This is a genomic window from Paenibacillus thermotolerans, from assembly GCF_028745515.1.
Lineage (GTDB): Bacteria > Bacillota > Bacilli > Paenibacillales > YIM-B00363 > Paenibacillus_AE > Paenibacillus_AE thermotolerans.
The window spans coordinates 48,611-72,646 of record NZ_JAQZSG010000024.1 but is presented as its reverse complement, the minus strand read 5'-3'; the positions used below and the strand labels follow the sequence as shown (position 1 = coordinate 72,646).

Sequence of the window (24,036 nt, the reverse complement as noted above, 5' to 3'; positions counted from 1 at the left end):
CGGGCAACATCATACGAACCCCTCCCGTTTAGAGTCGTCTTGGCCTTATCTTACACCGATTCCACGGCTCATGCGCTCTTCGTCTGCTTTTTTTCCAATAACACTTTGACCATGAAAGAAAGCAATGCCATGCTCAACCAAAATGTTTGTCCGACGGAGAATACAAACCAAGCCGAATCCCCTTCCGGCCCAACAAAAGCAATCAGCGCACGCCCAAGGCTTAGCCACAGCAGCGTGACGAATAGCGGATACGGTGCGCCAATCTGCCGGGGTTGCTGACGGATATGAAGGATCAAAATCATTACAGCCAATATTGTCGTTCCTAACGCCGGCACACCGCCCTGTTCGCGGAAAAACCACAATACTCCATGTACCGCCGTTCCCGCAAGATACCCTAAGAGGAGGAGTTCTGGAAAATAAAAAATAGGTTTCCTGAGCTTGCGGCTCTGCACCGCCAAGATGACGCATACAACTAGGCCGGCCAAATACGAACCGCGAGTCCCTCCATTGAAATAAAGCAAAGACGAAACATGCTCCCGAATGATCGAAAAGTCGAATATTGCCGGACTGAACTTCCAGACCAGCAGCCCGACGGAAAACGCGGTAATCAGGGAATCCAGAACGGCTTTCCGATCCTTTTGAGGGGTATTGCGCAGCTGCAGCCTAACCGCGAGATAACCGGCCAACACGGAAAGTGCGGTATACATGAGCGAATAGGTAATGACAATGGGACCTATCGCAATGGAATTCATGATCGCGTGCTCCTTTCTCCTTGGATTTCGTTCTGCGATAACGGTAGTGCAACCCAGAAGGTATAGTTCCGACCTTCTCTGCGAAGTCCCGTTTCCCCTCCGGATTGGCTAACGATTTCCTTCACGATCGCCAGCCCGAGTCCCGAACCTCCCATTCGCATACGCGATTCGTCCGCCCTGTAGAAACGCTCAAATAAATACGACTCCTTCTCATCCGGCAATAATGGTCCTTCATTGGTTATTTCCACGATATACATCCCGTTACGGGCCTCTCCAGAGAATCGGATCCAGCTGCTTGTGTTATACTGTATCGCGTTTTGCATCAAATTATCGAAAATTTGCTTGAGGCCTTTAGGATTCACCAGGATGGACGCCGTTTCCGCTCGGAGCATGATTTCAATCTTATTCCGGCCGGCTTCCCACCCATAAGTATTTTTAACCGCGGCCAAAAAACCGGACATCTCGACCTCGGCCTTACCCATAGACCAGCGGTCGCTGTTCGCTTCCCATACGTTTAATTGATGAAGCTGCTCGGTCAAATTCTTCAAATGAACAGCTTCTTCGTACAATGAATCATAAAGCTCCTTATCCCCTTGAATGACGCCGTTTCGCAGCGCTTCCAGATAACCTGTTAAATTGCTGATCGGCGTTCGTAAATCGTGTGAAAGATCGGCGACCATCTGTTTTTTGGTCTCTTCATTTTGTTTCAGCGCACGGATCAACCGGTTAAAATCGGCGGTCAGCTTTCCGATTTCATCATCCGAGGCTTGTGGAAGATCAGGTGGGTAGGTGCCGTCCGACATTTGCCTCGCGGCGGTCGCCAATCTCCTCAGCGGTCTGAACGCCCGTCTCGTGAGTAAGTAATGGAGGATTGTCGCTGCGATCAAAGCCAGGATGCTCGACCGGTACAAGAAACCCTGCAGGGAAGCCCGAAAACCGCTTAAGGGGGCCATGTCATACCGATTCACCAGCGAACAGGCATATTCTTTTACCGTGAATCCCGCGAGCAAAACTACAATTCCTACGATAATCGCATTAATGACGGACATCTTGAAGATCAGATTGCTTTTAATAAGCCGCAAAGCGATACCCCATTCCCCGGATGGTCTCAATCGTATCCTTTTCAGCTCCAAGCCTATCAAGTTTCTCCCTGAGTTTACTGACGTGAACGTCAACCGTTCGATCTACGACGAGTTTGACATCGTTCGGATACAACTCATTTAATATTTGTTCCCTTGTGACGATCTGATTCGGGTGGCGCATGAAATAATGAAGCAGGCGAAATTCGTGCAAAGTTAGAGGGACGAGTTCTCCGCGGTATTTGGCCTCTCCTCGCAGGGGTTTCACCGTAACTCCGCGATAACTGATCTTGCCGCATCGGTGAGCCGTGCGTCTTAATACGGTTTCCATCCTTACGACAAGCTCCTGGGGACTGAACGGTTTGGTGACGTAATCGTCGGCCCCCATTTCCAGTCCACGGATTCGATCTTCTTCCGCTGCTTTGGCTGTCAACATAATCATGGGAACATCGCTCTTCAGCTCGCTGCGGATGATCCGGCACAGCTGCTCTCCTGAAATTTTCGGAAGCATCAAATCCATGATCACGAAACATGGATCATATTTTTCAAAAAGCTCACGGCCTTCTTCCCCGTCCGACGCCTCCATCACTTGATAGCCTTCCTTTTGCAAATAGATGCCAATTAGCTTTCGGATTTTTTCGTCATCCTCGATGATCAGGACGATCTTCCCTTTGTTGTCCATAGCCGTTCCCTTCTGTTCGCGTGATAAATATCACAGTATATTTCACTATATCATGATACAATGATACATAATCAAGGAAAGGAGGCGAAACCTTTTGGAAGATTTTTATTTGAGACAAGCAGAGTGGCTCAAAGCTTTAGCACATCCGGTTCGCCTTTGCATCATTCAGGGGCTGATGGACAAAGGAAGCTGCAATGTGACGGATATGCAGGAATGCTTGAAGCTTCAGCAATCCACCTTGTCCATGCATCTTCAAAAGCTGCGCGCCGCCGGCGTGATTACGGGTACGCGGGTTGGACTTGAGGTCAATTATCGGCTGAAAGATCCGCAAGCCGCACGATTATTGGAACTATTGCAGCAAGAACACAAGGCACAGGAGGTTATCGAATAATGAAAAAAATCGTGATCATCGGAGGAGTAGCCGGCGGCGCCTCCGCAGCCGTCAGACTGAGAAGACTGGATGAGCAGGCCGAGATCGTGATGTTCGAAAAAGATGCCTACATTTCGTACGCCAACTGCGGACTCCCCTACTATATCGGCGGAAGCATCCAAGAGCGTTCCAAATTACTCGTTCAGACTCCGGAAATGATGAAGTCGCGGTTTAACATCGATGTCCGGGTGAACAGCGAGGTTATCAAAGTCGATCCCGAAAGGAAAATTGTTCTTGTACGCCGCAATGGCAAGGAAGAATACGAAGAAAGCTTCGATTATTTGATCCTTGCGCCTGGAGCGAGACCGATCCGACCGAAGATCGAAGGAATCGACCATCCCAGGATCGTGTCGCTTCGCAACATTCCGGACACGGACAGATTGAAGCAGATCGTGGATCAGGATGGCATTCGGAACGTCACGGTTGTCGGCGGCGGCTTCATCGGCGTGGAAATGGCGGAAGTGCTCACGGAACGGGGACTCTCCGTTACGCTGGTTGAAGCGGCACCGCATATCCTTTCTCCATTCGACGCGGATATGGTGACGATTGCCGAGGAAGAAATGCAGAAGCACGGCGTTCGCCTCATTTTGGGCGATTCCGTCACCGCATTCACGGAAGCGGGTGAAGGTTTACGCGTTCAACTGAAGAGCGGAGGCTCTCAAGAAGCAGATTTGGTCATTCTCGCGATCGGTGTTACGCCGGAAACCAGATTCCTCAGGGAGTCGGGCATCAAACTCGGGCCCAGAGGACATATCCTCGTGAATGAGCATTTGCAGACGAACTGCAAGGACATTTATGCCGTAGGCGATGCGATTGAAGTCACGGATTTCGTCAGCGGACGCCAAACCACTATTCCCCTTGCCGGACCGGCGAATAAACAGGGACGCATCGCCGCCGATCACATCTGCGGATTGCCGAGCACGTATAAAGGATCGCAAGGCACCAGCATCCTGAAGATCTTCGGCCTCACAGCGGCAGGCACAGGGAACAATGAACGAATATTGAAAATGAACGGCGTCCCTTTCCAAACCGCCGTAGTACACCCGAACTCGCATGCCGGTTATTATCCCGGAGCTTCGTCCATCACACTCAAGCTGTTATTCAATGCTGAAGGAAAGATTCTCGGAGCACAGGCTTACGGCAGAGAGGGCGTGGATAAGCGGTTTGATGTGATCGCGACCGTCATGCGCCTGAAGGGCTCGGTGTACGACCTGACCGAACTGGAATTGTCCTATGCGCCGCCCTATTCCTCCGCGAAAGATCCCGTCAACATGCTGGGATACGTGGCCGAGAACGCGCTGAGCGGCTTGTCGCCCATCGTAAGCCTGGAGGACGTTCATTTGCGTGACACGGAAGCAATGGTTCTTCTAGACGTGAGGTCGCGGACAGAATTCGACGCCGGACATATTCCCGGAGCAGTTTATATTCCCGTCGATGAGCTGAGAGGCCGACTGAACGAATTGAATCCCGCCAAGCCGCTCATGGTCTATTGCCAAGTCGGTTATCGCGGCAACGTGGCCACTCGAATCTTAAGACAGCATGGGTATAACGCAGCTAATCTGACTGGCGGATATAAATCCTTCGAGATCGCTTCCTTCCGCCCCTCAGCACGGAGTAAAAAGTGAGACTGATGCAGAAAGAACCCTGCATGACCAGCTCATTTGCAATTTGTGAGATGTTCATGCCTCGTTTTTTCATTTCGTGAATCACATAAAACTCCCCATTCTTGATCATATTTTTCCTCTCCTCCAAGAGGAGAGTTTTAGGCATAATTGGGGAATTTTCAACTGATTTTATTGAGGATTTTACCAATGATTTTTACAGATACTCCTTTGTTGGGTAACGTGCCTGAACACACACACTCCCAACATTAGGAGTTTTTTTGTTGGCTGTCTAGATAAAATTCATCAATATATTCCTGATTTAGGAATTATTGATATACATTTTTTCTGTGTTAGGTTTAATGCAAAACTAGTGCTGCATGACAGGGTTCTTTCTGCATATTGACGTATTATTTGCTTTTATCGACGCAAGCAATGAGTCGTTTCTCGATATCCGTTGCAATCGCCATGAGGTTGTCGTTTTCCACGAGGCCGATCAGGGCCGTAGGTTTCGGAAGGCCGATCCGCGTTTTCCCTTTCTCCTCATACACCGCAATCTTGCAAGGAAGGAAATAGCCGACTAACGAATTTTCCGATAGCACTCGATTGGCTTCGACGGGGTTGCAAACCTCCAGGATGTGAAAAGTTTGGTTGAAATCCACACCCTTCTCCTGAAGTTTAGCCTTCATATCCAACTGCCAAAGCACGCCGAACTTTTCTTCCTTCAGGGTTTCCGACAGTTTCTCCATAGCTTGTTCCGGTGTCTTTTCCGTTTCAACCGTGTAATGGAACATCACATAAACCTCTCCCTTTTCACTTTTTACGAGCAATCACGGCATATTGGGCATCCGTCGGCCTTACGGCCTCGATTATCGAAAATCCGTGCTGCTCTAAGGAGTGTTTCAATTCATCCGCGCTGATGCGATGATGGACAGGCGGCCCCTGTGGCGTCTCTTTCTTCTCCCATTCCAGACATAGACAAATACCGCCGGATTTCAGGACACGATGCATTTCTGCAACGGCCTGATCGACGGTTTCTGCTTCATGGAGCACGAGGGATGCGAGCACCCGATCAACGGATTCCATTTCCAGCGGAATGTTTTCCAATTGTCCTTGCAGGGTCTGAATATTGTGCAGTTGACGCGCTTCCGCCTTGCCGCGGATGACATCCAGCATTCGCGGTTCGATATCGAGTGCGAATACGATACCGCTCGTTCGCTCCGCCGCCGGAAGCGTAAAATAACCGGTGCCGGCCCCCAAGTCCAGAAGCGAAAAAGGATCACGTACATCGAGTTTATCAAGCAGCGGCTCCGGAGGATTGGCTGCTTTGCGTTCAGGACTCTCCAATTCCGCCATATGTTCCGGATTGAACCTTCGATCATGCATAGGGTCTCTCCTCCTTGGCAGTTCCATCCGTACTCTCCAGATTATGATTACCCATACGATTAAGGATTAACCCTCCCGTTTATCGCTTCGACACCGGGCCTGTCCAAGCACTGATACCACCGCGCAAGTGAGCCAGCCGGGTAAAACCGTTCTTCATCAGAATCCGCGCTGCACTTTTGCTTCTCATGCCGCTTCGGCAATAGAGCAACAGATCCCGATCCTTGGGGATTTCGCCAAGCCGGCGATTCAACTGGGACAAAGGGATATTCTTCGCCCCTTGGATATGTCCTCCCTTGAACTCTCCCGGTTCGCGAACGTCAATAAGAACCGTTTGCTTGGACCCCTCAAGCTCTTGTTTGAAATTTGCCGCACTAAGCGTCTTTAGCCCTTTCGTCGGACCGAATCGGAAATAAAAGAATACGAGTACCAGAACGACGAGAATGATATTGACCCAAAGGTCGCTGTTCAACTAAAAAGGCCTCCTTTCGCCTTGGCTTTTATGCGCATCCTTTGCCTTCTCCGGTATATAACTTCCGGAAGCCGCGTCGTCTGAGGATTCGCGCGGCGGATCTTCGCTCGTAATCGCCATCCGCGATGATGAGAACGGAATCCTACGGCGACAACTCCTTCTTCCAAAGCACCGGAAGACGGCCTAAAGATATGTTAATGGAGCCATTCACGTGGCATGCTTCATAGTCCATGGCATCGCGAACGTCCAACAGTTTCATTTCAGAATTCCGGTCGATGGCTTCTTTCCATGATTGGGAATCCACCCAATTCAGCCCTTTGGCCGGCCAAATTCGGCGGAGTCCCCATGAAGCCAGAACAAGAACGACCAGAGCAAACACGATCGCCAACGTTCCNTGATCATACATCGGGGGCATTCGCACTTGCATTAACGGTACTTATTCGTAAACGCTGGTCCGGATGGTGGGGCTACATTATGTTGGCTTTAGCCGTTGCAATAGGGATTTCGCGAGTATATGCTGGCCATTATTATCCGGGAAATGTGATAGGGCCTTTATAAAAGTCACAATTAAAGCAGTTCGGCTGTATGGCAAAAATCGTGGTGACCGGTCTTCAAGCTGTAGATGCCGCGCTTGAGAAGGATTTCGACATTATTTTCATGGACATCCGAATGCCGGAAATGGACGGCATTCAAGCCACAAAATACATTTTACTTAATTGTGCGAACCGAAAAAAAACCTTATATTATCGCCATAACAGCGTTCAGTAATTACCACGACAGATTTTAAGAGGCAGGAATAAGTGAAATGATCTAAAACCAGCTTTTTCTTCGGAACAAATAGACTCAATGAACGACATCCTGTGCTGGACAGCAAACACATCCATACGAACAAACAGAGCGGGCTTCGGGACTTCTTGGGTTAGTACCAACGAAGCTGACATGAACCGCAATGTAGATGTATTTAAAAGTAATTTTTGGGCGTATATAGCAAATAAAAACCCGGTCAATTACACTAAAGTTTAGTGTTGACTGAATTTCATTATCAACTAGTTGAACCAGATACCATTACGATCTACGGGTGGCTTCACCACACATCATTTATATCATCCAGCACAACAGGATAATTTAGATACGTCTTTGTCGAATGTGAGTGCTGCTAATTTTAATCCTTCAGCCATAGTTAGATATGGTGCTAGGCTATCGCGTAGATCCTCGACCGATAAGCCGAATTTGACTGCAAGTGTCGCAGCATAAATCACATCTCCGGCATTTTCAGCGACAATATGAACACCGAGCACTTTTAACGACTTAGAATCCGCTACTAATTTAAATACGCCGGTTGTTTCGCGATTGACAAGTGCTCTAGGCACCGAATCCAAAGACAAAACAGAGGTTTTCACCTCATAGCCCTTTGCCTTAGCTTGCTCTTCCGTAAGTCCTACGGTAGCAACGGAAGGAGACGTGAAGGTAACACCTGGAACAGCTTCAAGATTTATTTTCTTCTCTAACCCGCCTACGGCATTATCCGCCGCGATCCGCCCTTCATATGCTGCCACATACACAAACTGCGGTCCCATCGTTACATCGCCTGCGGCATAAATTCTTGGGTTTGAGGTTTTTAAAAAATCATCGACGACGATTTCGCCTTTGACACCCGTATTGACGCTTGCGGCAGAGAGATTCAAAGCTCCGGTATTTGGTTTTCTGCCGGTTGCAATGAGCAGTTGCTCGGCTTCGATGACTTTCTTTTCGCCATTTACGGTAATATGAATTTGTTTCAAATCCCCATTTGCTTTGATTCGATCGTACGTGACACCGGTAATAAGATTTATTCCTTGCTCGGTTATTGCCTTCGTCACCACTTCGGAAATTTCAGGATCATATTCTTTTAAGATGCGAGGACTTCTTTGAAGCAGCATAACTTCAGAGCCTAAATTGTGAAACAGCTGACCCAATTCCAGTGCAATATATCCGGAGCCAACGACGGCAAGGCTTTTAGGCAATTGTTTAAGCTCAAGCAGGGACGTGCTTGTTAAGTATTCTACATCTTTTAATCCTGGAATATCCGGAATCGAAGGAGAAGCACCTGTCGCGATTAAAAACCGTTTTGCAGTAAGCTCTCGTCCCCCCACCGCGATGGTTTTCTCATCAATGAATTTCGCTTCGCCGCGAATGAGTTCAAATCCGTACTCACCTATTAAATGTTCGTACTTTTGTTCACGCATGTTAGCTACCAATTCATTTTTTTGATCAACCAGCTTCGCTAAATCCACAGCAGCGGCAGATGTGGCAAGCCCCAAAAAAGGGTTGCTTTTAGCTACATGATTGATTTCACCGGCACGAAGCAGCGTTTTCGATGGCACGCAGCCAATGTTTACGCAGGTGCCGCCCACCGTTCCCCGTTCGATGATGGCAACTTTTGCACTATGTTCCACCGCTTGTATTGCGGCGGCAAATGCTGCACCGCCGGAACCGATGATGAGAAAATCATAGTCGGCTTCATCAACGAGAACCGGCGCTTCGTGAGATTCGATTATTTGTGTATCTCCGGATTGATATTTTGCCTCGTTGATCGCTTTTTTGGCGGTTTCGATTTTAACATCATCCGGCAATTCAAACGTGGCTTCATTGCGGCGAAAACTTGCTTTAATATTGACAGCTCCAATGTTTTTAAGTGCAGTTGCAACATGCTTTTCACAGCCTCTGCACGTCATACCCCGAACATGGATGCGGTATTTTTTCATTTTTTACAATACACCCTTTCTTATATTAGTCCATTTTCAACCAATTCTCCAAAAAGAAATGCACCTAGAACTAAAATGGTCGTCGTCCATAGGTACCGTACTTTTGCTTCTGCGTTTTGTCTATACACCAAATAAATTAAAACTCCAAGAAATAATAACGTTATGATTTTTAAAAATAGCTGGTATTTGATCGAAAAGATCGCGAGTGTGCCTGCCAAACCGGATAATCCAAGAGGAATGAGAATTAAGGGTCTAGGCAGCAGCTGGACATCAAAAAAGCGGATAATACTGCTCCCCAACTCGTTAGTTTTTCTCTCAAATCATTCACCTCGTTTTCTCCCTGGAACCGAGCAGCAATCATGTGCTGCATCGTTTTTTCCTTGTTTATTCGCTTTTTTGAAAATCATCAAAATGGAAATCACAAATATGATCCCCAAAATCAAGCAAACGGTTGTTTGATGAGCAGCAAAATACGCACCAAGCGTTGTGCCAGCAAGCAGGGGAAGAATCAAAACGATATGACAAGGACAGGCAAACAGTGCTAAATCACCCCATCCGAATTTTATTGCATTTTCTTTCACTGAAGTTCCTCCTTGTCCTCATGGTCGATTAACGCTTCAATGATGGGGCATTCATGTAAGGCCTTTTCATCCGGACAGCGGTCTTTTAAATCTTTTAGCATACATTCGATTCGCTCAAGGTCTCTGATTTTTAACCGAACATCTTCGAGTTTTTGAACAACAAAATCGTGCATATCTGCACATCTCACATCGTCTTTATCAACGACACCAAGCAATTTATCAATTTCGGATAACGAAAAACCAAGCTCTTGTATACGTTTAATGAACATTATTCGTGTTACTGTATCTTCCGGATAAAGCCTATAGCCTGCATCTGACCTTACTGGTTCAGCAATCAGACCTTTTCGTTCGTAGTATCTAAGCGTTTCTTTATTCACATTGCATAATTTGGATATGTCTCCAGAACGATAGCTCATGGTTCACCTCCCTCATAAGTGTAAACCCTGTACCATGATACATAGTCAAGACATTTTATTTATTTCCTTAAAGTTCCGAAATTATTTTTGGCATTAGACCTTCCATGTGTTTTACCAGATTATTGCCTATTATTGATAGGGAATAAAACTGAATTTAATATCAATTGTTCCGATTCTGACCAATTAAGGAACTTTACTCGGAGGGGATCAAGTGAAGCGAAATTGGGGACTGGAAGAGTTAATTAAGCATTTTACGATTCTTCCTAACGAAATGCAGCAAGTCGGCCATAATTCGGGGAGACTCGGTTGGGTATGTTGTTCTGGGATTCCCCTTCTATAAATTCGAAGTGCCCAAAGCAGTCATTCCATACATGACAAAGTATGTCGAGGCACCGGCAGAGCTGTACGCCCAAACATTGGGCGAGTCGCTTCATCACCTACCATCGAACACAAATCAGAGATTCTTTCAAAGAATGAATCAAATTGGATTGGTTCGCATCACCCAACGGAATAATTCCCTTCCGTTTTGGACAATGCAATTGTTTTAGTCGCACAATTTTGCTCGCCTCGGGTGAAGCCGCGGTTTGTCTGCTTTCCTGCATGAAAGGTGTAGTCAATTCATGAGAGGATGACGACTCTTGATGTGATGAGTCATTACTCGTAAAGTCCGGCATTCGTATCCACTCCTTATGTTATTTTAATCTAATAATTTGGTATTTGAATATAAAGTGTATTGTATAGGCAACCCAATCACAATCCATGCGCCGGTATGCCCTTCTTTTCAGAATGTTTTTGGGTAAAGTTGTGTTATGATATTCATATATTCAAAAGTATAACGATTAAGGAGGCGTTAGCCGTGAATCAAAATATCCAACAGTTTAAAGCCGATTTTTTTAAGGCGCTGGCGCATCCCATGCGGATTCGAATCCTGGAGGTTCTGAGTGAAGGAGATAAAAATGTAAATGAAATACAGAGTATTTTGGGCTCAGAAGGTTCAGCCGTTTCTCAGCAGTTGGCGGTATTACGAAATAAAAATGTGGTGACAAGCTTAAAAGATGGCACTTCTGTCATTTATTCGTTACGTGATCCACTGATTAAAGACCTGCTCGCTGTCACAAAGCAGATCTTCGATAATCATCTCGTTGATGCCATTTCATTACTTGAGGTCATTCGAAATGAATCATAAACGAAAAACAAGGGAATTCGTGTAACCACAGGGATCACCTTGTTTTTTCGTTATTCAACCGAAAACATGCTGAGGGATGTTGGATTTTCACGATTGACATTGTTCGATGACAGGAGTAACATTTCACATATATTCAAATAATCAAATATTTGAAGAAGAGAAGGTAACTCAGATGAAATGGAAGGGACGTTTTGAGGGATACCATGCAGCAGCTCTCCGTAAGGATCTCATTTCAGGTCTTATTGTTGGCATTATCGCCATTCCATTAGGGATGGCGTTTGCTATTGCAGCTGGTGTAAAACCGGAATATGGCATTTATACAACTATCGTTGCCGGTATCTGTATTTCCTTGTTCGGGGGTTCTAAATTTCAAATTGGCGGGCCGACCGGTGCATTTATTCCGATCCTTTTCGCTATCGTCATGGAATATGGATACGAAAATTTATTGCTTGCAGGATTTTTTGCAGGAATTATTCTTGTTCTCATGGGGCTATTTAAACTTGGTGCTTTGATAAAGTTTATTCCTCGCCCTGTAACCATCGGATTTACTGCCGGAATTGCCGTCATAATCTTCAGCGGACAGATTGCCAATTTTTTAGGTTTGAGCGGTATCGAGAAACATGAGAATTTTCTGCCAAATATGACGGAAATTGTGATGCATCTCACAACTTCGAACCTCTACTGTGTTATCACAGCGGTGGTTTGCTTGGCTGTCATCCTCATAACGCCGAAATTTTTACCGAAAGTCCCTGGTTCCTTGGTAGGGCTTATCGTATCCACTATAGTGGCGACCGTATTCTTTAAAGGGGAAGTTGCAACGATTGGATCGTCATTTGGAGCTATTCCAAGCACTCTACCCCATTTTCATTTCCCTGATCTAACCTGGGATCGCATTGAAAATTTGATTCGTCCCGCCTTTATTATTGCCATGTTGGGTGGCATCGAATCTTTATTATCGGCGGTTGTTGCCGACGGCATGACTGGCAGTCGTCATAACAGCAATCGGGAACTGATTGGACAAGGCATCGCCAATATGGTAGCCCCTCTTTTTGGAGGCATACCAGCGACAGGAGCCATTGCACGAACAGCAACCAATATCAAAAACGGTGCGGTCTCACCTTTGTCGGGTATTATACATGGCATCGTTGTACTGCTGGTGCTCATTTTGTTTGCACCTTATGCATCGGAGATCCCACTTGCAAGTATGGCACCGATTCTAATGCTGGTTGCTTGGAACATGAGTGAACGAAAAGAATTCGCTCATGTCTTAAAAACAAAAACGAGCGATTCCGTTGTCCTTCTCATTACCTTTTTGCTTACCGTCTTTACAAATTTAACGACTGCCGTTGAATTCGGATTAATTTTAGCCGTAATTTTATTTGTGAAACGAATGAGTGACAGCTTACTGGTTTCCAAGGTATTGCCTGACCCAGCAGCTAAACATGAAAAAGTGAAAGCCCATATGGTAACCGAAGGCCACGATTGCCCACAAATTGGAATATATACTATCGAAGGCCCTCTCTTTTTCGGCGTCGCAAATATGTTTGAAAAATCCATTATGGATACGATTCACCAAAGGCCGAAAGTGTTACTTCTACGCATGGGAAAAGTGCCCTTTATGGATACGACGGGTGAATCGAATCTAGCCAGCCTGGTGAAACACTTCGAGAAATTTGGCGGGATCATTCTTGTATCCGGAATTCAATCCCAGCCGTTGGAGGTATTGAAGAGAACTGGGTTGTATACGCTAATTGGGTCTGAACATTTTTTTGGACACACAGGTGAGGCGCTTAACCACGCGCTATTGCAGCTGGATTTGAATAAATGTCTGGGATGTAAACATTTTGCTTTCCGTGAATGCGCGGCGTTATCAAACAAGGAATCCCAAAAAGAAATGACATCTTGTTTAAAGCCAGATCCAGCAAGGACATAGCTATTCTCATTCAAATCGCCCCAAAGACGAAATGAAGTGAGGTGAATGGCTATGCAACTTGCACTTCAGCAATACAAAGTAAATATTATTAAGATCATGGCTCATCCTCTGCAATTGCAGATTTTGGAGTTGCTTTGTGAAGGACCAAAAGGTATCAATGAGCATCAATCGCGTTTACGACTCGCGTTGTATATTGCAGGATCCTCTTTTATGTAATCTGCTTTTCACGACCAAAAAATATTTAACAACCAGATAATGAGCGTTATTAACTTATTCGATACCGGAACTCATGAACAGCTAAATTTCGAGGACTCGTTTTCCCCGATCCACATGCCGAGCACGTCCTTATTGCCGTCCAAATCGATGCCGATGACCATGTAGGCGGCCTTGTTCACAATGGCGCCGTCTTGCTTAACTTTGTAATGAATCGCGTCCATAAAAACAACCCGTTCAAATTTACCGTCCTTCAGCAAGAAACTTTTCGATACGCGACTTAATCGCATCCCGAACCGCTCGAAAATGGCTCATGATTTCTTCCTCGGTACCGGTCGCCTTGGCAGGATCATCGAAACCCCAATGCCATTTCACGACGTTTTTATTCGAAATCACCGGACAATGCTCGTCTGCATGTCCACATAACGTTATTACATAGTCAGCTCGATTCAAAATCTCCGGATCGATGACATCCGATGTATGGCTGCTAATATCGACGCCGGCTTCCTTCATCACCTGAACGGCGCGCGGATTCAGCCCATGTGCCTCCAACCCGGCGCTTTTAACTTCGTAGCGATCATTACCAAGCGCCTTCAACCAGCCATCCGCCATTTGGCTGCGGCATGAGTTTCCTGTACAAAGAAAATAGACGAGTTTTTTGTTCTCTGACATGGGAAATCCTCCTGTTTATGTTAGGCTGCTTTCTTTGAAAAATACTTCTGTTGAAAGCGGAGAGCGACGTTGACTAAGGCAATCATCACGGGGACTTCAACTAGAGGGCCGATCACGGCCGCAAATGCCGCGCCGGAATGAATCCCAAACACCCCGACGGCAACGGCAATCGCCAGCTCGAAGTTATTCCCCGACGCGGTAAATGCCAGTGTAGAAGTCACTGGATAGAAATCCTTCTGGCGGATTTCTCCGGCAACAGGTACATAGCTTCATAAAGTTGCTGCCGTGAAAGCGAGTCAGCTCCGGCTTTTTTGCCCATGAAAAACGAAATGAGGAAAGGTGAAATGATCATTCAATTGCCTTTCGATGTCGTGAGGATCGCGATTCCTTCGAAACGGCGGATTTCATGGGCAACTTCTTCATCTACATCTACCCATACATCCGTCTTAAAAAAAGAATACAAATCCCGCAAATTTATCTTTTTCATTCAAATCCCTCCATTTTGGTTTGTTGGCAAACCAAAACAGAGGGGGAGAGCGACTGCCAACACTCCCCGGCAAGCAGGAAGCACAACAAAAAAGACCTCGCCGCAGAGCGCGCCAACGCTCGATTGCGACCAGGCCTGATTGTAAAATTTGAATATAATCTTGCCAATTAATTCGCCGTTTGCAGTTATGAGCAATAGGGATACATCACCTTCACCCTCTTTCTCACCTGGCAACACCGTGCGAGAAACTATGCGGGCTATGATGTTTGGCGCTGCCCTATGCTTGGTTCAGCTTCTTGGCGTTCGGGATTTAGCCAACGCCTGCATTGACAAAATAAAATAGCGCCGTAATCCTTTCCGCTGGGTAGCAGGGAAAGAAACGACGCTTGATAAAGAGTGACCACAGAGTTTTCTTGTTGCTACTGCTGCACTGTCTGTCCACGTTATCATCATAGCACGAAATACGTGCATATCGTGTGCATACTTCGTGCAAAAAAAGGGCAAATCCGGTGCAGCATTTGGTGCATGTTCGATACAATTCTGGCGCTCCAATCCTTAAATTTGCATAACTGAGGCAAATCTATGCACAATGCATCTTCTGAATTCATTCAATCTGCTTGAGACGACTCCAAATCCAACAAAACTGCCCGATCTTTGATTTTCATATAGATTTTGTGTAAGATCCGCTTCCGATGATAGAAAAATGCGCGACGGGACAGTGCCAGACGGCTCATGGCGTCTGAAAGCGCCAGATTATCCATATATCTCAACCGGACAAACTTGCTTTCTTCCGGGTTGAGAGCCGAGAGAGCGTAGTCGATTAAACCGATTCTGGACAGCAACAATGGGATTTCATGTTCAGTGATTTGTATGCGTCGAATGAGCGTTTGCAATACCGTTTCCAGCTTTCTGCCTCTACTATGAGCCGCAACCATATGCAGGGTGCGTGTCAATTCCGGAATGTAAGTGATTTCGGATTGAACATACTTCAATCTTGCTTTCCAGTCCTTATAGGACTTCAGCCATGATTCAACTTTCTCGTAGGGAATGGGGACTATGTCGGCGACATCACAACTCCCTCCTTGCTGCGCATGCTTTCTTATAGTTTTCCGCCAGTTTGGACGGTCAATCGACCTCGTTGTACATTGTTCACTCTCCATTTCCATCGTCATCTACCCTTCTTTTCTATTTCGCAGAAGTTGACAAGGTACTATTTTCACAACCTTCGCTACTCTTTTACGACTCTCACCTCCGGTAAAATTCTCCTAAGAATATCCATCTGCACCTATCATTTTACCTATAAAGTGATTAAATATGGAGGGTGATTTTTTCATCACGCTATCATTTCTAAAATTGTCGAATAAACGCAAAATGCCTCGAATCGAGTGTGAATCGCTAGCACGTGATCCGATTTTGCCGATCGTACAAGCCTCTTCGTTTCGCTTTTTCCGCTGCTTCATGAACGGAACAAACGTTGAATTTTCGATTGATATTACGAACGTGCGACTTCATGGTATTAGCTGTGACGCCTAGCAACTCTCTAATCATCGGCTGTCTATAGCCCCAACCGATCAACTGCAAGATCTCTTTTTCAGTGGGCGTCAGCATTCGATGTAATTCCTTCCGCTTAACAAGCCCAATTTCATTACGGATAATGGATGCAACATCGGCATGAAGAGAAGATTGCCCTCGATAGGCTTCCCTTACGGCATTTGCGACATCCGCATAGTTGATCTTGGTAATATAATTGATCGCCCCGGCTAGCACAGCTTCCACAATGATTTCAGGCTCATAGAGGGAGGTCAAGATAATGATTGGCATCGTTTTAATTTTCAGAACTTCGGAAATTGTATGGAGTCCATCCTGTTGCGATGAATTTAATACCAGATCAAGGATCATTACGTCTAAATCCAATTGCGCGCTGGCTCGAATGGCTGATTCCTTATCTGTTGCAATATGAAATATATTCATATCCGGCTCTGTATTGATCAGCCCCGCCGTCCGTTGTTGCCAAATGGGGTCGCTGTCCACCAGCAATACTTGTATCCTGCCTTCTTTCCAACGAACGACTTCATCAACTTCTACGGCATAACTTGCACGCTCCTCCATCTTTTCATCACCTCGTTGATTGTTCTGGAAAAACGAAAAGACACGTACCCTCGAAAGGCCGTGCCTTTTAACTGACAACATAAGAGAGGGTAACCCGGCGATCATTGCACGCATGCAGAAGACCCGTGGCTTTGCGTCCCAGTCTTTCGAACTGGTTTGCCATTTTCCTGTCGGAACTTGTACGTCATTTGTTATAATGCCCCATGTCCATTGTTGTCCTTTTCGTCACCTCGAAGCATACTCTGGAACTCGCAGGGTACGAATGAAGATGCCTTGGGGCATCTCCCTTACATCTCAGTCATCTTTTGAATCACCCTTAACTGCTTTCGTTCTTGTAACCTTAGCAGCATGATCACCGCTTCCGCCCGAGTGGCCGTATGGTCCGGAACGAATTTGCTACCGTCGCGGCCGCGAGCGCCGTGCGGCCCCGCTTGCGAAAAAGCCGGTACATGCAACGCAGCGAACGGATATACTTCGCTTTGATTGCCTCCTGCTTGCTACAGCCCAGCTATAATCGCAGCCCTCCATATATTCGCCTTTGTACAAACCGTTGATCTTGTCGTACACCCGTTCATCCGGTTCCTCCGCCGACAAAATGTCGTCCAGCATCCCCTCGAATGTCGTCACATCGGCAACCCGCCCCATCCAGCCGGATCGCGAACCCGTTTTCGGCTTTGTCTACGCTGATGGGCACGTCATGCTCCTGCAAACTTCTCCGCAAGTAAGACAGGCAAGTATACAAATTTCGCCTTTTTCACATCGTACCCCGCCAAATCGACTCAATGATGAGCGAGGTATCCGCAGGCGTCCCTTCGTGAGGGAGTTTCCTCGCCGCCTCCATGCCCGTCATGCCCGGCATATGAATTATCCAGGAAAACGGCGTCCACAGGCGTATTGCCCGAAGCGGATTCACAAACCTTCCGACAACTTCGAAATCCCCAATTTGACCGTTTCCAACAGATTGAGCGCATCTTCTTTCATCATCCGCGAGCTACACACGAATCATTGGGCTTTCCTCCTTTGGATGCCTTATGGAAAGACACCTGTAACACACAGTAATAAACTATCCATTCCTATACAATACTGGACAACCATGGACACACTTCGGACATATTCGACAGAAAATGTCCAATTCCTTGCCTTTCGTCAGCTTCCCCTATGAACGTCGTCGTCAGCTCTCGCTGTCGATCGACTGAATCAAAAGGCTCTACGTCTATTCAGGCACGATGTTTTCGCAAGGGGGAAATGGGATAACATAAGAAGAGGTTCCTTCGGAAAGTGGTGACAACTATCGCATCGGTCAATCATAAAATATCGTTGCTGCAAGGATATATGCTGATCCTGATGGCGATCGGCATTCTGAATCACGTCATTATTATCCCGCTTCTGCTGACTGCTTCCCAAAGAGATGCCTGGATATCCGTTTTAGCCGTATTGGCAGTATCGCCAGTCTGGATCACCTGTTTATCTTATATTCTCAAAAACATGAACGGGACGCCGGTCAAAACCTGGTTGTATCGTCATTTCGGCAAACTGCCTGCAACCGGTATGCTCGTTTTTTTCACGATATATATGTTCGTAATGGGCGCCATTTCGCTAAAAGACACCATCACATGGACGATTGCCTCCTATTTGCCGCAGACGCCGGCTTTGGCGTTAGTACTTGCGGGAGTCGGATGCAATCTATTGGCGGCATATGCCGGGTTGCGCGTGATTGCAATCGTCACCGGCATTTTGCTCCCGGTTGTGATCGTGCTCGGCGATTTTGTGATGACAGCCAACTACAAGTATAAGGATTACAGCCTGCTGTTTCCGGTCTTCGAGTTCGGGTGGGAGCCTGTATGGAAAGGCGCATTATATGCGGCTGGGGGGCTTTTGGAGATCATCTGCATCCTTTTTTATCAGGAGCATTTATCCAAACGTCCTCGCTTCGGCACTCTCATGCTGGTGAATGTGCTGCTTGCCGGATTGATTCTGGGACCGCTGATGGGTGCCATCGCCGTGTTTGGACCTGCTGAGGCGGCAAATCAACGCTACCCTGCATACGAGCAATGGCGTTTGGTTCAACTCGGGCAATATATTTCGCACCTTGATTTCTTCTCCATCTACCAGTGGCTTTCCGGCACGTTTGTTCGCGTCTCGCTGGCCCTGTTTCTTATGGTTGACATTTGGAAACCGGGCAAGCGATTGCCGTGGCTCATCCTATACGGCGCGCTGATGATCGTTGTCGTTGTGCTGCCCGTGAGTGATGCACTGTTCCTCGATTTTCTTGGGAGCGTGTTTTTCCCGGCGTCTGTTTACTCTGCTTTGGGCTTGACGGCATTGTTTGTCGCGAAAATCTGGATTTCCAACAGAATGAGGAGGTGAATTCCCATGTTCAAAAGGGGGTTGAGGCCGTTTGTTTTCAAAAAATCTGTCGCCGACTCTTTTCAACCATCCCCTTCAACTTCCGAACGGCCAGCCGTTGAACTGGCCGATGCTTCAGTTATTTTAAATTTGTTCAATCGTTGCGCCGATGTCAAGCATCATACTTACACCTTGAACGCACTGGAGGAACGTTCAACCGTACTATTCGTCTTCTGCGAAGGGATGAGCGATAGCCAACATATGATTCATGAGGTGGTGCTTCCCCGTTTGCAACGTTTTTATGAGACATACGGCTTTACGGACGCGGGCATGCTTCAAACGGCGAGTCAGCTTCAACTGGAACGTCTGCCGGATGATAATTGGCAACGGAAAGCAACACAACAGGTGTTTGAAGGCAAATTGCTCATGTATATTCCTGCGCTTCAGATCATCTGTTCCGTTGATATTGCCAAGCTTCCGGCGAGAAAACCGGAAGAATCAAATGTCGAAGTCTCCGTTCGGGGAGCCAAGGATTGTTTTGTGGAAGAGTTGGCCACCAATGCCGCGCTCATCCGCAAACGGCTTAAATCGCCTTCGTTAGCCTATGAGCAAATGGTGCTTGGCGAACGTACGCAAACCCGGATCGGATTGATGTATATGTACGATATCGCCGATCCAAAGGTCATACAGGAGGTGAAACAGCGCCTGCAGAAGATAACGATAGACGGAGTATTCAGCGCTACGGAACTTGAAGAAATGATTGAACCGACATGGGCGTTATTTCCCCTTATGGCGTATACCGGAAGACCCGACTTTACCGTCAACTGCTTGACGAACGGGCGATTTGTTATATTGGTGGACGGAACGCCGGCGGCATTAATTGGCCCGGCTAACTTAATGCTCCTGATCAAAACGCCGGAAGACATTCATTTTACAGCGTTATCCTCAACGTTCGGACAAATGTTGCGGTTGTTAGGTTTATTCGTGTCGCTCATGCTTCCCGCATTTTGGCTCTGCCTGCTTTCTTATCATCAAGACCAGCTTCCATTTTACTTGCTGGCGACGCTGACCGTGAATCGTCTCGGGATCCCCTTATCCACCGGCCTGGAGATGTTTCTTGCGCTCATTTTTCTTGAAATGTTGCGCGAGGCCGGCGTTCACCTTCCTTCCTCTATCGGTTCGACACTTACCGTTGTAGGAGGCTTAATCTTGGGCGATGCAGCCATTCGAGCCGGAATTTTGTCGCCCGGAATCGTGATCATCGGCGCGATCACGCATGTATTCGGCGCAACACTTACCAATCAGGCGTTAGGAGGTGCGGTGAGCATACTGAGAATCATACTGTTTATATTTTCTTGCATATTCGGTTTATACGGTTTTTTTCTCGGCGTATTTTTGTTGCTGGTTTTGCTGGCGTCTCTTCAGTCTTTCGGGGTTCCGTATCTGGCCCCGATGTCTCCTCCGTTTTTTAAAGATTTACCGCATGCTTTGTTTCGGTTGCCATTAGCGTGGAAGAGAAAGCGTCCGGAGATGCTTCATACGATTGACGATACAAACCGGGGAGAACAATCAAAATGAAAGGCATGAAAATAACAGGAATCTTGATTGCTTTACTCGTCATCACGACCGGTTGCTGGAATATTAAGGAAATCCAAAATATTAGTTATGCAACCGCCATCGGGTTCGATTATCGTGACGGAAAGTACATTGTGTATTTGCAACTTATTGATTTTTCCAGCGTCGCCAAGTTGGAAGGACAACAAAAATCGAGGGAAGCACCTGTATGGGTCGGTAAAGGAACAGGCGCATCGTTTACGGAAGCTGCAAACAATTTATATGAGACGTCGCAACAAAGAGTGTTTTGGGGTCATGTTTCCACGCTCGTGTTCAACGAACACATTCTGAAACAGAATAAATTTCAAGATGTATTGGATTTGCTGAACCGTTACAGGGAAATCCGCTATTTGGTTTGGGTTTTCAGTACCAAAGAATCGATTGAAGATATTTTCAACTCAACTCCGTTCTTTAATGAGTCTCCGATGATGTCCATTTTGCACAATCCGGAGGACCAGTATCGGCAACGATCGATCATTTCACCGATCAGGTTGTATCAATTTGTCATGACGCTGAAAGAAGATTCGCGGATGAGTTACCTGCCTGCTCTACGGATTGAGAAAAATCAGTGGGAAGTAAGCAGAAAAACGCATCCGTTGTTAGAATATGCAGGTATAACCGTGTTTTGGAACAATCGGTACCATGGAGAATTGGATCCGGACGATTTGCAAGGATTGCCTTGGATGCATAAAAAGACGGTTCGCGTGCCGCTTTCTCTCGAACGTGAAAAATCGTTAGCGGCTGTATTGGTCATGGAGAAGCCAAAAGTGCGCATCAAGCCGTCTGTTCAAGATCTTCGCGTTTATTTTGACGTCGAGCTAACGGTAAAGGCAGGCATTAACGAATTGCATCAGGAAATGTCCGAGAAAGAATTGATCGACCTGGCCGAACGAAAGATTGAAGAACAAATTCGCCATACTTACCGGAAAGGCTTTGAGCGGAAGGTTGATGTTTATAATCTGGGCGAGTCGTTGTTTCGACGCTATCCCTCGGTATGGCACCGGATCGAAGACGAAAATCATTTTGTGCTGCATGAGGATTCTTTACGAAACATACGAATCCATGTTCAACTGACCAATACGGGGAGGTACAAGTTAAAGCCTAGCCAAACCTAGATGTTAAATCTAAAGAAATTCCGATGTTCAAATCATGGATTCGCGGCGCGATTGATGCATGCGATCAATCGCGCTTCCACGTCGGCAGCAATGCCGTAACCATTTTCAACTTCATTGAAGATACTCCGGGATACAAGAATATAATACGTCCATCAAGCATTCTTTCTGAAGACAACCTCCTATTCCATTTCGGACAATTTCGTATCGGATTCCATCCATAGCAGTTTCTTGAACAAAAAAGCAACAAACTCTTCTTCAAGTCCCATGTTCCAAGCTGTCGCTATACATTCGAGCAGTTGCTCCTTGCTAAGCAGCCTCGTGGCAACCCTCCCCCTTATTTCTCGCATTCCATTCTCAGTCTGTTGACTTACGTTTTCCAATAATCGAGTCAGTCTCGTAATCTCCTTGGAAAGCTGGACCACTTGATTATGGCTCAAGCCGATTTCCTGCCGTTTCCCATATAATACAGTCTGTGCAGCGATCATGACATGATGCATAACTTTCGACTCCTTTTATCCAATCTAAACATAAAGGAATATGTGACTTGACTTTGCAACTCCGTGGAAAATTATAGCTTAAACAATTTAAAGGTACAATAAAGAGGATTTACTGTAGTTTAAGAGTACTCCATCCCTCTAACCGCTTTGACTACACTTTACTATAGAGAGGGGTTGTAAAAGACGACATGGCTACTTTTGCGCAAATCGTTGGAGCAAAAATTCGCTTACACCGCATCGAGCACAACTTGACGCAAGAAAAACTAGCCGAAACGATCGGCATGGCCGCGACATATCTTGGACAGATTGAACGCGGCGAAAAAAACGTCAAACTTCAAACGATTGAAAAAATTGCTTTGGCATTACATATGAGCGTATTCGATTTATTCAACGACGAGAAAGAGGCCAATCTGCAACAAAAAAAAAGGTTATGGGCCAGCATTCTCTTGTTGCTCAAACACAACGATGCCAAACAGCGACAAGCGTATCGTATTTTACGGGAACTGTTGGAACCGGCAACCGAAGATTTGTAGAGAAGTGATATAAACTATGAAAAAGCAAGCGGTTGGGACGATCAGGACCAACCGCTTGCTTGCTTATCTACCGCGATTCTTTATGACAAATGATAATTGAGGCATTTAACTATTTTTGGATAAATGCAATCCCTTAGGAGCACCCGTTCGGAAGGAGTTGGCGCTTTTTGCGCGAATTATTGGGTATAAAGAAGGATTTTGTCGTAAATGATCTAACTTTATTCAAAAAGGGGGATCTATTTGTAGGTCTTCAGGCTGATCCCTTTCTTTCAGGATCATAAAAAACGAAACGGCAAACCCATTGAAAAATGGGGGCGCAAAACTTCAGGCCTAAGGATGATATCTATGGTAGCTGGGTTGCCGAAATGATGCTTCCGAGCTCAAAGCTGCCCCAAATCGGGGTGGCTTCTTATTTTGATTCTCCAGCAAAGGGAGTAGCCTCGATGCCGAATATTGAACAATTAATTGTACAAAACGATTTTTATCATGTGTTCCAGCCCATCTTGGGGTTTCCCGAAAAGAGAATCCTTGGTTACGAGGCCCTCATTCGCAGTAACTCCAACATGAATCCGGATCTTTTATTTCAGCGCGCCATGGAGCAGAACAAGTTGTTCGAAGTCGATTCTTTTTCAATTTTGCAGGCGATTTCAGCCTACTTCGAATTTCCGGGCTCACGGGAACATAACTTGTTGTTTATCAACATATTCCCTTCAACTTTGGTCTCGCCTTTATTTATCGACTTACTCGACTCCCTTGTCGAGCGATTCGAGCGATTTAGAAACCAAATCGTATTTGAGATTAACGAGTCCATTTATGAGGGCCTCTTATGGAAAAGTGCTTCTTTCAGAGATGCCGTCCGTTTGCTGCGTGAACAGAACTTCCTTATAGCCCTGGACGATGTAGGAGATGGAACAACATCTTTTCGAAATATTGTGGACGTCTCGCCGGATTTTATCAAAATCGACCGATTCTTCGCCTCTGACTTGAGTACATCCAGGAAAAAACAAAAAGTTGTCGCGCTGTTTGCCGAGTACTGCCATGACGAGGCCAATCTGATCCTGGAAGGAATCGAAAAGGAAGAGGATTTGGATACCGCGCTGTCATTAGGCATCAAGATGGGACAAGGCTATTTATTCGGTAAACCGAATCGGTTAACGTAAACGGTCGAACGTGAAGTCTCACCCGAACATG

At 46.3% G+C, this 24,036-nt stretch carries 25 protein-coding genes, 3 pseudogenes and 2 riboswitches; of the genes and pseudogenes, 10 read left to right on the top strand and 18 right to left on the bottom strand.

Annotation, left to right across the window (positions count from 1 at the left end; all coding sequences use genetic code 11):
• Window positions 1-68 precede the first annotated feature (68 nt).
• Genes PT964_RS18530 through PT964_RS18520 form a run of 3 tightly spaced genes read right to left on the bottom strand, consistent with a single transcriptional unit; the run spans window position 69 to window position 2,513 of the window.
• On the bottom strand, window positions 69-752 hold the full coding sequence (locus tag PT964_RS18530; protein ID WP_274364842.1) for a hypothetical protein: 684 nt from the start codon (window positions 750-752) through the stop codon (window positions 69-71).
• Window positions 749-1,834, bottom strand: a complete 1,086-nt coding sequence (locus tag PT964_RS18525) for a sensor histidine kinase (RefSeq protein WP_052487696.1) — start codon at window positions 1,832-1,834, stop codon at window positions 749-751. The genes PT964_RS18530 and PT964_RS18525 overlap by 4 nt, the downstream gene beginning before the upstream one ends.
• A complete protein-coding gene (locus PT964_RS18520; protein ID WP_274364841.1) occupies window positions 1,821-2,513 on the bottom strand; it encodes a response regulator transcription factor in 693 nt (230 codons plus the stop codon). Before PT964_RS18520 ends, PT964_RS18525 begins: the two co-directional genes overlap by 14 nt.
• Before the next feature lie 94 nt (window positions 2,514-2,607).
• Here PT964_RS18520 and PT964_RS18515 point away from each other — a divergent pair, with 94 nt between their 5' ends.
• Both PT964_RS18515 and PT964_RS18510 read left to right on the top strand, forming a co-directional pair.
• Window positions 2,608-2,904, top strand: coding sequence for an ArsR/SmtB family transcription factor (locus PT964_RS18515; RefSeq protein WP_041049385.1), 297 nt, complete (start codon window positions 2,608-2,610; stop codon window positions 2,902-2,904).
• Complete coding sequence (locus tag PT964_RS18510) at window positions 2,904-4,568, top strand: FAD-dependent oxidoreductase (protein ID WP_274364840.1); 1,665 nt, start codon at window positions 2,904-2,906, stop codon at window positions 4,566-4,568. The genes PT964_RS18515 and PT964_RS18510 overlap by 1 nt, the downstream gene beginning before the upstream one ends.
• A gap of 386 nt (window positions 4,569-4,954) precedes the next feature.
• Here the strand turns inward: PT964_RS18510 and PT964_RS18505 are convergent, their stop codons facing one another.
• From PT964_RS18505 to PT964_RS18490, 4 genes are all read right to left on the bottom strand, one after another.
• The gene (locus PT964_RS18505) at window positions 4,955-5,338 is read right to left on the bottom strand and encodes a DUF302 domain-containing protein (RefSeq protein WP_041049431.1); all 384 of its coding nucleotides are present in this window, start codon (window positions 5,336-5,338) and stop codon (window positions 4,955-4,957) included.
• 19 nt (window positions 5,339-5,357) lie between these two features.
• A complete protein-coding gene (locus PT964_RS18500) occupies window positions 5,358-5,930 on the bottom strand; it encodes a class I SAM-dependent methyltransferase (protein WP_274364839.1) in 573 nt (190 codons plus the stop codon).
• A gap of 79 nt (window positions 5,931-6,009) precedes the next feature.
• Window positions 6,010-6,399 (bottom strand): rhodanese-like domain-containing protein, encoded by a 390-nt coding sequence (locus PT964_RS18495; protein ID WP_041049386.1) that lies wholly within the window; start codon window positions 6,397-6,399, stop codon window positions 6,010-6,012.
• A gap of 142 nt (window positions 6,400-6,541) precedes the next feature.
• Complete coding sequence (locus PT964_RS18490) at window positions 6,542-6,805, bottom strand: rhodanese-like domain-containing protein (protein WP_274364838.1); 264 nt, start codon at window positions 6,803-6,805, stop codon at window positions 6,542-6,544.
• Window positions 6,806-6,972: 167 nt separating this feature from the next.
• Here PT964_RS18490 and PT964_RS18485 point away from each other — a divergent pair.
• A pseudogene (locus tag PT964_RS18485) lies at window positions 6,973-7,167 on the top strand (response regulator); the annotation flags it as partial.
• 335 nt (window positions 7,168-7,502) lie between these two features.
• On the opposite strand, the gene merA reads toward PT964_RS18485, so the two are convergent.
• The 3 genes from merA to merR form a co-directional block, all read right to left on the bottom strand.
• On the bottom strand, window positions 7,503-9,143 hold the full coding sequence (merA, locus tag PT964_RS18480) for a mercury(II) reductase (protein ID WP_274364837.1): 1,641 nt from the start codon (window positions 9,141-9,143) through the stop codon (window positions 7,503-7,505).
• Window positions 9,144-9,463: 320 nt separating this feature from the next.
• Window positions 9,464-9,724, bottom strand: a complete 261-nt coding sequence (locus tag PT964_RS18475) for a hypothetical protein (protein WP_274364836.1) — start codon at window positions 9,722-9,724, stop codon at window positions 9,464-9,466.
• Complete coding sequence (merR, locus tag PT964_RS18470) at window positions 9,721-10,140, bottom strand: Hg(II)-responsive transcriptional regulator (protein ID WP_274364835.1); 420 nt, start codon at window positions 10,138-10,140, stop codon at window positions 9,721-9,723. Before merR ends, PT964_RS18475 begins: the two co-directional genes overlap by 4 nt.
• A gap of 856 nt (window positions 10,141-10,996) precedes the next feature.
• Here merR and PT964_RS18465 point away from each other — a divergent pair.
• Both PT964_RS18465 and PT964_RS18460 read left to right on the top strand, forming a co-directional pair.
• Window positions 10,997-11,326, top strand: coding sequence for an ArsR/SmtB family transcription factor (locus tag PT964_RS18465; protein ID WP_274364834.1), 330 nt, complete (start codon window positions 10,997-10,999; stop codon window positions 11,324-11,326).
• A 172-nt stretch (window positions 11,327-11,498) separates the two neighbouring features.
• Window positions 11,499-13,259, top strand: a complete 1,761-nt coding sequence (locus PT964_RS18460; RefSeq protein ID WP_274364833.1) for a SulP family inorganic anion transporter — start codon at window positions 11,499-11,501, stop codon at window positions 13,257-13,259.
• Window positions 13,260-13,558: 299 nt separating this feature from the next.
• On the opposite strand, the pseudogene PT964_RS18455 reads toward PT964_RS18460, so the two are convergent.
• The 7 genes and pseudogenes from PT964_RS18455 to PT964_RS18425 form a co-directional block, all read right to left on the bottom strand.
• A pseudogene (locus tag PT964_RS18455) lies at window positions 13,559-13,702 on the bottom strand (transposase); the annotation flags it as partial.
• Between the two features lie 13 nt (window positions 13,703-13,715).
• On the bottom strand, window positions 13,716-14,144 hold the full coding sequence (arsC, locus tag PT964_RS18450; protein WP_274364832.1) for an arsenate reductase (thioredoxin): 429 nt from the start codon (window positions 14,142-14,144) through the stop codon (window positions 13,716-13,718).
• Between the two features lie 20 nt (window positions 14,145-14,164).
• Window positions 14,165-14,371 (bottom strand): annotated as a pseudogene (locus tag PT964_RS18445) (arsenic resistance protein); the annotation flags it as partial.
• A gap of 125 nt (window positions 14,372-14,496) precedes the next feature.
• Window positions 14,497-14,631 (bottom strand): hypothetical protein, encoded by a 135-nt coding sequence (locus tag PT964_RS18440; protein ID WP_274364831.1) that lies wholly within the window; start codon window positions 14,629-14,631, stop codon window positions 14,497-14,499.
• Between the two features lie 608 nt (window positions 14,632-15,239).
• Window positions 15,240-15,797: a hypothetical protein gene (locus tag PT964_RS18435; protein ID WP_274364830.1), complete on the bottom strand. Its 558-nt coding sequence runs from the start codon at window positions 15,795-15,797 to the stop codon at window positions 15,240-15,242.
• A 229-nt stretch (window positions 15,798-16,026) separates the two neighbouring features.
• Window positions 16,027-16,740: a response regulator gene (locus PT964_RS18430; RefSeq protein WP_274364829.1), complete on the bottom strand. Its 714-nt coding sequence runs from the start codon at window positions 16,738-16,740 to the stop codon at window positions 16,027-16,029.
• 85 nt (window positions 16,741-16,825) lie between these two features.
• Window positions 16,826-16,911, bottom strand: a riboswitch (cyclic di-GMP riboswitch).
• Between the two features lie 225 nt (window positions 16,912-17,136).
• Window positions 17,137-17,367: a hypothetical protein gene (locus tag PT964_RS18425; protein ID WP_197081102.1), complete on the bottom strand. Its 231-nt coding sequence runs from the start codon at window positions 17,365-17,367 to the stop codon at window positions 17,137-17,139.
• A gap of 651 nt (window positions 17,368-18,018) precedes the next feature.
• Here PT964_RS18425 and PT964_RS18420 point away from each other — a divergent pair.
• From PT964_RS18420 to PT964_RS18410, 3 genes are read left to right on the top strand one after another with little or no spacing between them, the layout of a single operon-like run.
• On the top strand, window positions 18,019-19,107 hold the full coding sequence (locus PT964_RS18420) for a GerAB/ArcD/ProY family transporter (protein WP_274364828.1): 1,089 nt from the start codon (window positions 18,019-18,021) through the stop codon (window positions 19,105-19,107).
• Window positions 19,108-19,113: 6 nt separating this feature from the next.
• Complete coding sequence (locus PT964_RS18415) at window positions 19,114-20,664, top strand: spore germination protein (RefSeq protein WP_082053538.1); 1,551 nt, start codon at window positions 19,114-19,116, stop codon at window positions 20,662-20,664.
• Window positions 20,661-21,815, top strand: coding sequence for a Ger(x)C family spore germination protein (locus tag PT964_RS18410; protein WP_274364827.1), 1,155 nt, complete (start codon window positions 20,661-20,663; stop codon window positions 21,813-21,815). Before PT964_RS18415 ends, PT964_RS18410 begins: the two co-directional genes overlap by 4 nt.
• A 179-nt stretch (window positions 21,816-21,994) precedes the next feature.
• Here the strand turns inward: PT964_RS18410 and PT964_RS18405 are convergent, their stop codons facing one another.
• Entirely contained in the window at window positions 21,995-22,312 is a 318-nt protein-coding gene (locus PT964_RS18405; protein WP_274364826.1) for a hypothetical protein, read from the bottom strand.
• Between the two features lie 188 nt (window positions 22,313-22,500).
• Between PT964_RS18405 and PT964_RS18400 the strand changes: the two genes are divergently transcribed.
• Both PT964_RS18400 and PT964_RS18395 read left to right on the top strand, forming a co-directional pair.
• Window positions 22,501-22,845 carry a helix-turn-helix domain-containing protein gene (locus PT964_RS18400; protein WP_274364825.1) on the top strand — a complete coding sequence of 115 codons (345 nt, stop codon included), beginning with the start codon at window positions 22,501-22,503 and terminating at the stop codon, window positions 22,843-22,845.
• A 281-nt stretch (window positions 22,846-23,126) separates the two neighbouring features.
• Window positions 23,127-23,210, top strand: a riboswitch (cyclic di-GMP riboswitch).
• A gap of 78 nt (window positions 23,211-23,288) precedes the next feature.
• Window positions 23,289-24,005: an EAL domain-containing protein gene (locus tag PT964_RS18395; RefSeq protein WP_274364824.1), complete on the top strand. Its 717-nt coding sequence runs from the start codon at window positions 23,289-23,291 to the stop codon at window positions 24,003-24,005.
• The last annotated feature ends 31 nt before the right edge of the window (window positions 24,006-24,036 follow it).